At 72.6% G+C, this 5,896-nt stretch carries 4 protein-coding genes; all 4 read left to right on the top strand.

From position 1 onward, the window contains the following. The first annotated feature begins 2 nt into the window (after nt 1–2). Nucleotides 3–878, top strand: coding sequence for an ABC transporter permease (locus DMH12_RS36585; protein WP_260474476.1), 876 nt, complete (start codon nt 3–5; stop codon nt 876–878). Then, nucleotides 871–1,722: an ABC transporter ATP-binding protein gene (locus tag DMH12_RS36580; RefSeq protein WP_125495604.1), complete on the top strand. Its 852-nt coding sequence runs from the start codon at nt 871–873 to the stop codon at nt 1,720–1,722. The genes DMH12_RS36585 and DMH12_RS36580 overlap by 8 nt, the downstream gene beginning before the upstream one ends. A gap of 124 nt (nt 1,723–1,846) precedes the next feature. Beyond that, the gene (locus DMH12_RS36575) at nt 1,847–4,063 is read left to right on the top strand and encodes a CDP-glycerol glycerophosphotransferase family protein (RefSeq protein WP_125495603.1); all 2,217 of its coding nucleotides are present in this window, start codon (nt 1,847–1,849) and stop codon (nt 4,061–4,063) included. Beyond that, nucleotides 4,060–5,802: a glycosyltransferase family 2 protein gene (locus tag DMH12_RS36570; protein ID WP_125495602.1), complete on the top strand. Its 1,743-nt coding sequence runs from the start codon at nt 4,060–4,062 to the stop codon at nt 5,800–5,802. The genes DMH12_RS36575 and DMH12_RS36570 overlap by 4 nt, the downstream gene beginning before the upstream one ends. The last annotated feature ends 94 nt before the right edge of the window (nt 5,803–5,896 follow it).

Here is a 5,896-nt window from a genome sequence, read left to right as displayed (position 1 = left end):
ATGTGATCGCGGCCAGCACGATTTGTTTACAGGTGGCGTCCGTGGGGTCCAGCGGCGCCCGCCCCTCCCTGCCCGAGTACGTCCGCCAGCTGTGGGCCCGCCGGCACTTCATCGGCGCCTTCTCGACGGCCAAGCTCACCGCCCAGTACAGCCAGGCCAAGCTGGGCCAGGTCTGGCAGGTGATGACGCCGCTGCTCAACGCGGCGGTGTACTACTTCATCTTCGGCATGCTGATGAACACCAGCCACGGGGTGGAGGACTTCGTCCCGTTCCTGGTCACCGGCGTGTTCGTGTGGACGTTCACGCAGAGTTCGATCATGGCGGGCACCCGGGCCATATCCGGCAACCTCGGCCTCGTCCGCGCCCTGCACTTCCCGCGAGCCGCACTGCCGGTCTCCTTCTGCCTCCAGCAGCTCCAGCAGCTGTTGTTCTCGATGGCCGCCCTCGTGGTCATCCTGCTGGCGTTCGGCGTCCCGCCCGGCCCCTCCTGGCTGCTGGCGATCCCGGCGCTGGTGCTCCAGTTCGTGTTCAACGCGGGCGTGGCGCTGGTCATGGCCCGGGTGGGCTCCAAGATCCCGGACATGGCCCAGCTGATGCCCTTCCTGCTGCGCACCTGGATGTACGCCTCGGGCGTCATGTTCAGCATCCACCACATGACCGGACCCGACAGCGACCTGCCGTCCTGGGTCGGCCCGCTGCTCCAGGTCAACCCGGCCGTCGTCTACATCGACCTGATGCGGTTCGCCCTGATCGACAGCTTCGGCGGGGACATGCTGCCGGACCACGTGTGGGCGATGGCCCTGGGCTGGGCCCTGGTCGCCGGGATCGGCGGCTTCATCTACTTCTGGAAGGCCGAGGAGACCTACGGTCGTGGCTGACAACACCCCTGCCGAGCGCGTTCCCACCGTCGTCGCCGACGGCGTCGACATCGTCTACCGGGTCAACGGCACCGGGGCGGGCCGCGGCTCCGCGACCGCCGCCCTCAACCGCATCCTGCGCCGCAGGAAGAGCGAGAAGGCCGCGGGCGTGCGCCGGGTGCACGCGGTGAAGAAGGTGTCCTTCGTGGCGTACCGGGGCGAGGCGATCGGCCTGATCGGCACCAACGGCTCCGGCAAGTCGACGCTGCTCAAAGCGGTCGCCGGGCTGCTCCCGGTGGAGAACGGCCGCATCTACACCGACGGCCAGCCCTCGCTGCTCGGCGTCAACGCCGCCCTGATGAACGACCTCACCGGCGAACGCAACGTGTATCTGGGCGGCCTGGCGATGGGCATGTCCCGCGCGCAGATCAAGGAGCGCTACCAGGACATCGTCGACTTCTCCGGGATCAACGACAAGGGCGACTTCATCACCCTGCCGATGCGCACCTACTCCTCCGGCATGTCCGCCCGCCTGCGCTTCTCCATCGCCGCGGCCAAGGACCACGACGTCCTGCTGGTCGACGAGGCCCTGGCCACCGGCGACCGCTCCTTCCAGAAGCGTTCCGAGGAGCGCATCCGGGAGCTGCGCAAGCACGCCGGCACGGTCTTCCTGGTCAGCCACAGCAACAAGTCCATCCGCGACACCTGCGACCGGGTGCTGTGGCTGGAGCGCGGCGAGCTGCGGATGGACGGGCCCACCGAGGAGGTCCTGAAGGAGTACGAGAAGTTCACCGGCGGCCCGGACAAGGCGGCGAAGCCGAAGGCCGCTCCCAAGGCGGCGCCCAAGGCGAAGGCCTCCGCCTGACGGCGCCCTTCCCCCGTGAGGCGTACTCTCGATTAACCCTTTTGCCTGTTTAATGCCACCATGTCCGAATAGACACGACCCCAAGGAGTGCGCAGGGAGCGACCGAGGCTAAGGAGCCCCAGCGATGCCCGAGACCCCCGACCTCAGCGTCGTCGTCCACGGCCCCAACGTCCAGGACCACCTGCCCGCACTCCTCGACTCGCTGGCCGCCCACCCCCTCACCGGCGTCGAAGTGATCGTCGCCGCCGTCGGGGACTGGGCCGGGGAGACGGCCGAGGGCCACGTCCCCGCGTTCACCGTGCTGCCCCTGCCCGACGGCGCCCGCGACTCCGCGGCCCGCGCGGCGGGGGCGGCGCGGGCGCGGGGCCGGTGGCTGCACTTCGTGCACGCCAAGGACGGGCTGCCCCCCGGCGCCCCGCGCACGGTCGCCCAGCACGCCGCGGACCTCCCCGACACGGTGGACGTCCTGCTCTTCGACCACGTCCGCAGCACCTGGCGGGCCTCCGGTCTGCCCTCCCCCGACGGCCCCCGCCTCGCCCGCGCCGGACACGCCGACCTCGCCCTGGACGACCGCGCGGGGCTGCTCGGGCTGACCCCGCTGCTCGGGAACCGCGCCGTGCGGGCCGGCTTCTGGAGGGCGCACGAGCGGCTCCTGACCACCGACGACGAGCCGTTCGCCGCCCTCGTCGCCCTGCTGCTCGCCGACCGCGTCGCCTGCCTGCCCCGGCCGGCGTTCGAGGACCGCCGGCTGCGCGCCGAGAGCCTGCCACCGGTCACGCCGCAGCAGCGGTACGCCCTGGTCGACCGCTACGAGACGCTGCTCGGCCTCGCCGCCGACCGCCCGGCCGTCCGCGGCGCCCTGTACGACCTGATGGTCCGCGACTGCCTGCGCACCTTCGCCCGCGCCGGAATGCCGGACGACGTGGCGCGGGAGTTCTTCCGCCGGGCGTCGTCGGCCGCCCGCCGCCTGCGCCCCGACGGCCACCGGAACCCGGCCGGACTCGAAGGCGTACGCCGGTCGCTGCTGGCCGACGGCGCGTACACGAGGTACCGCGCCCTCCAGGCCGCCAACCACACGCGCCGCAGGGTGCGGTCGGCGGTGCGCACCGGCAGGCGCCTGTCCGGCGACCGGGTGCGCTCCCTCCAGTACCGCAGGGCACTGACCCGCCCGATCGACCCGCACCTCGCCGTCTTCTCGGCCTACTGGGCCCGCGGCGTGGCCTGCAACCCGGCCGCGATAGCCGCCGAGCTGGCCGAACTCGCCCCGAACGTCCACCCGGTGTGGGTGGTCACCGCGGCGAACGCGGCGCTGCTGCCGCCCGGCACCGACCACGTCGTCCCCGGCACCCGCCGCTACTGGGAGGTGCTGGCCCGCGCCAAGTACCTCGTCAACAACGTCAACTTCCCGGACGCGGTGGTCAAACGCCCCGGCACCGTCCACCTCCAGACCCACCACGGCACCCCGCTCAAGCGCATGGGCCTGGACCAGATGCCCTACCCCGCCGCCGCCCGGGGCCTGGACTTCCCGGCGCTCCTCGAACGCGTCGACCGGTGGGACTACAGCGTCTCCGCCAACGGCCACACGACCCGCATGTGGCAACGGGCCTACCCCTCCCGCCACGTCTCCCTCGACCACGGCTATCCGCGCAACGACGTCTACTACACGGCCGGCGCCGCCGAGGTCCGCGCGGTCCGCGAGCGCCTGGGCGTCCCGCCCGGCCGCAGGGCGATCCTCTACGCGCCCACCCACCGCGACTACGAGGCGGGCTGGACCCCGCGCCTCGACCTCGCGGCACTGGCGGCCGACCTCGGCGAGGACACGGTCCTGCTGGTCCGCGCCCACTACTTCTACGAGGGCACGTCCACCCCGTCCGCCCCGCCGGCCGGCCTGCGCCGCACCGGCCGCCTCATCGACGTCTCCTCCTACGAACCCGTCGAGGAACTGTGCCTGGCCGCCGACGCGCTGGTCACGGACTACTCGTCGATCATGTTCGACTACGCCAACCTGGACCGCCCGATCGTCATCCACGCCGACGACTGGGAGACGTACCGCACCACCCGCGGCGTCTACTTCGACCTGATGGCCGAGGCACCCGGCCCGGTCGCCCGCGGCCAGGCCGAACTGACGGAGATCCTCACCACCGACGCCTGGCACGACGAGCGCGCGGCCAAGGCACGGACCGCCTTCCGGCGCCGGTTCTGCGAGTACGACGACGGCCGCGCCGCCGAACGCGTCGTCCGCCGGGTCTTCCTCGGCCAGGACGAACGCACGCTGCCCCCGGTCCTGCCGATCGAGGAGCGCACCCCGGCGCCGAGCCCCGAGGAGGCCAACGCGTCATGAGAGCCGCCACCGGAGCAGCCACGAGTCCGGCCACCGACCCGGCCGCGGGCCCGCCGTCCGCGCCCTCGTCCGTGGAGGCCCCGGACGTCACCGTCACGGTCATCGTCTACAACGACGCCGAGCGCCTCCCGCGCGCGGTCGGGTCCGTACTGCGCCAGACCCACGCGAACATCGAGGTCGTCATCAGCGACGACCACTCGACCGACGCGACCCCCGAGGTGGCCCGCGCGCTGGCGGCCCGCGACCCGCGCGTCGTGTACCTGCGCCTGCCGGAGAACAGCGGCGGGTGCGGCGTGCCGCGCAACCGCGCCCTGGAGATCGCGCGGTCGCCGTACCTGATGTTCCTGGACAGCGACGACGAACTCCCCGAGCGCGCCGTCGAGACCCTGCTCGCCGCCCACCGCGAACGCGACCTCGACTTCGCGATGGGCGCGGTGCACCGGATACGCGTGGACGGCGGACGCCGCACCACCTGGATGCCGCACCTGGTCGCCGAACGCCGCACCCTGGACGGCATCGAGGCCGATCCGCGGCTGCTCTTCGAACACCTGTCGACCAGCAAGATGTACGCCCGCGCCTTCCTCGACCGGCACGGCCTGCGCTTCCCCGAGGGCATCCACTACGAGGACCAGCTCTTCTCGGCGCAGGCGTACTGCCTGGCCAGGACGTTCACCGTCGTCCCCGAACCGGTCTACCGCTGGTACGTCGCCCCGTACGCCGCCTCCGAGACCGCCTCCATCTCCAACCAGCGGCACCTGCTCGGCAACGTCCGCGACCGCGTCCACGTCCAGCGTCTCATCGACGCGTTCCTGACCGGGAGCGGGCACGAGTCGCTGCGCGAGGACAAGGACTTCAAGTTCCTCAAGCACGACTTCCGCATGTACGCCGGCGACCTCCCGTACCGGGACGACGCCTGGCTCGCGTCCTTCGCCGACCTCATGACGCCCTACCTCGACACGCTCGCCGAGGGCGCCTACGCGCGTCTGCCCCGCGCCGAACGGGTGGTCCTCCAACTGCTGCGCGACCGGCGCCTGTCCGACGTACGGGAGGCGGCGCGGGGTCTCGGTCACGCCGTCGCCCCGCGCCGGGTGACGCCGGACGAGGAGAGCGGCCGGACCTACTGGGGCGAGGGGGTCCCGGGATCGGCCGAGGCCCGCCGCGAACTGGACCTGACGGACCTGGAGCTGGACACCCGCCCGTTCTTCACCGCCCTGCTCCGGCACGAGATCACGGACCTCGCGCGCGGCCCCGGTGCGTCGATCGACCTCACGGTCCGCACCTACGACCCCGCGCTGCGCCTCCCGGTCGGCCCGCAGCGTGCCACCCTGCACCTCTCGCCGGGCCGCCGGCGCCTGACGGTCCCCTTCCGCCTCTCCCCCCTCCGCCCCGGCGTCTTCGAGGGCCGCGTCCGCCTCGACCTCGCGGCGGCCCGCCTCCCCCTGCACGGCTTCGAGGGGCTGCGCCACCCCGTACTCCGGCTGCGCCACGAGGGCCGCGTCCACACCGGCGTCCTCTTGGCCCCGTTGCACTTCCCGGTCCTCACCGCCCGCGTCCCGTACCGCGCCGGCACCACCCCGCACCAGGTCACGGTGGAACCGGAGGGCCACAACCCGGGCCGCCTGCAGGTCCGCTGGCAGCCGGTGGGCACCACGGCGACCATCCTCCACCCGGCCGCCCGCCGCCTCTCCACCCCTCGAACCCGCCGCGCGGCCCGCTTGGCGGCGAACATCCTCCACTGACCCGAACTCAGCCGGGGGCAATCGTGCCGCAGGGGCGGCACGATTGCCCCCGGCTGAGTTCGGGTCAGTGGAGGATGTTCGCCGCCAAGCGGGC

It is taken from the genome of Streptomyces sp. WAC 04229 (assembly GCF_003947455.1).
Classification (GTDB): Bacteria; Actinomycetota; Actinomycetes; order Streptomycetales; family Streptomycetaceae; genus Streptomyces.
Note: the sequence above shows the minus strand (reverse complement) of the source record. Positions and strands in the feature narration are given on the sequence as shown.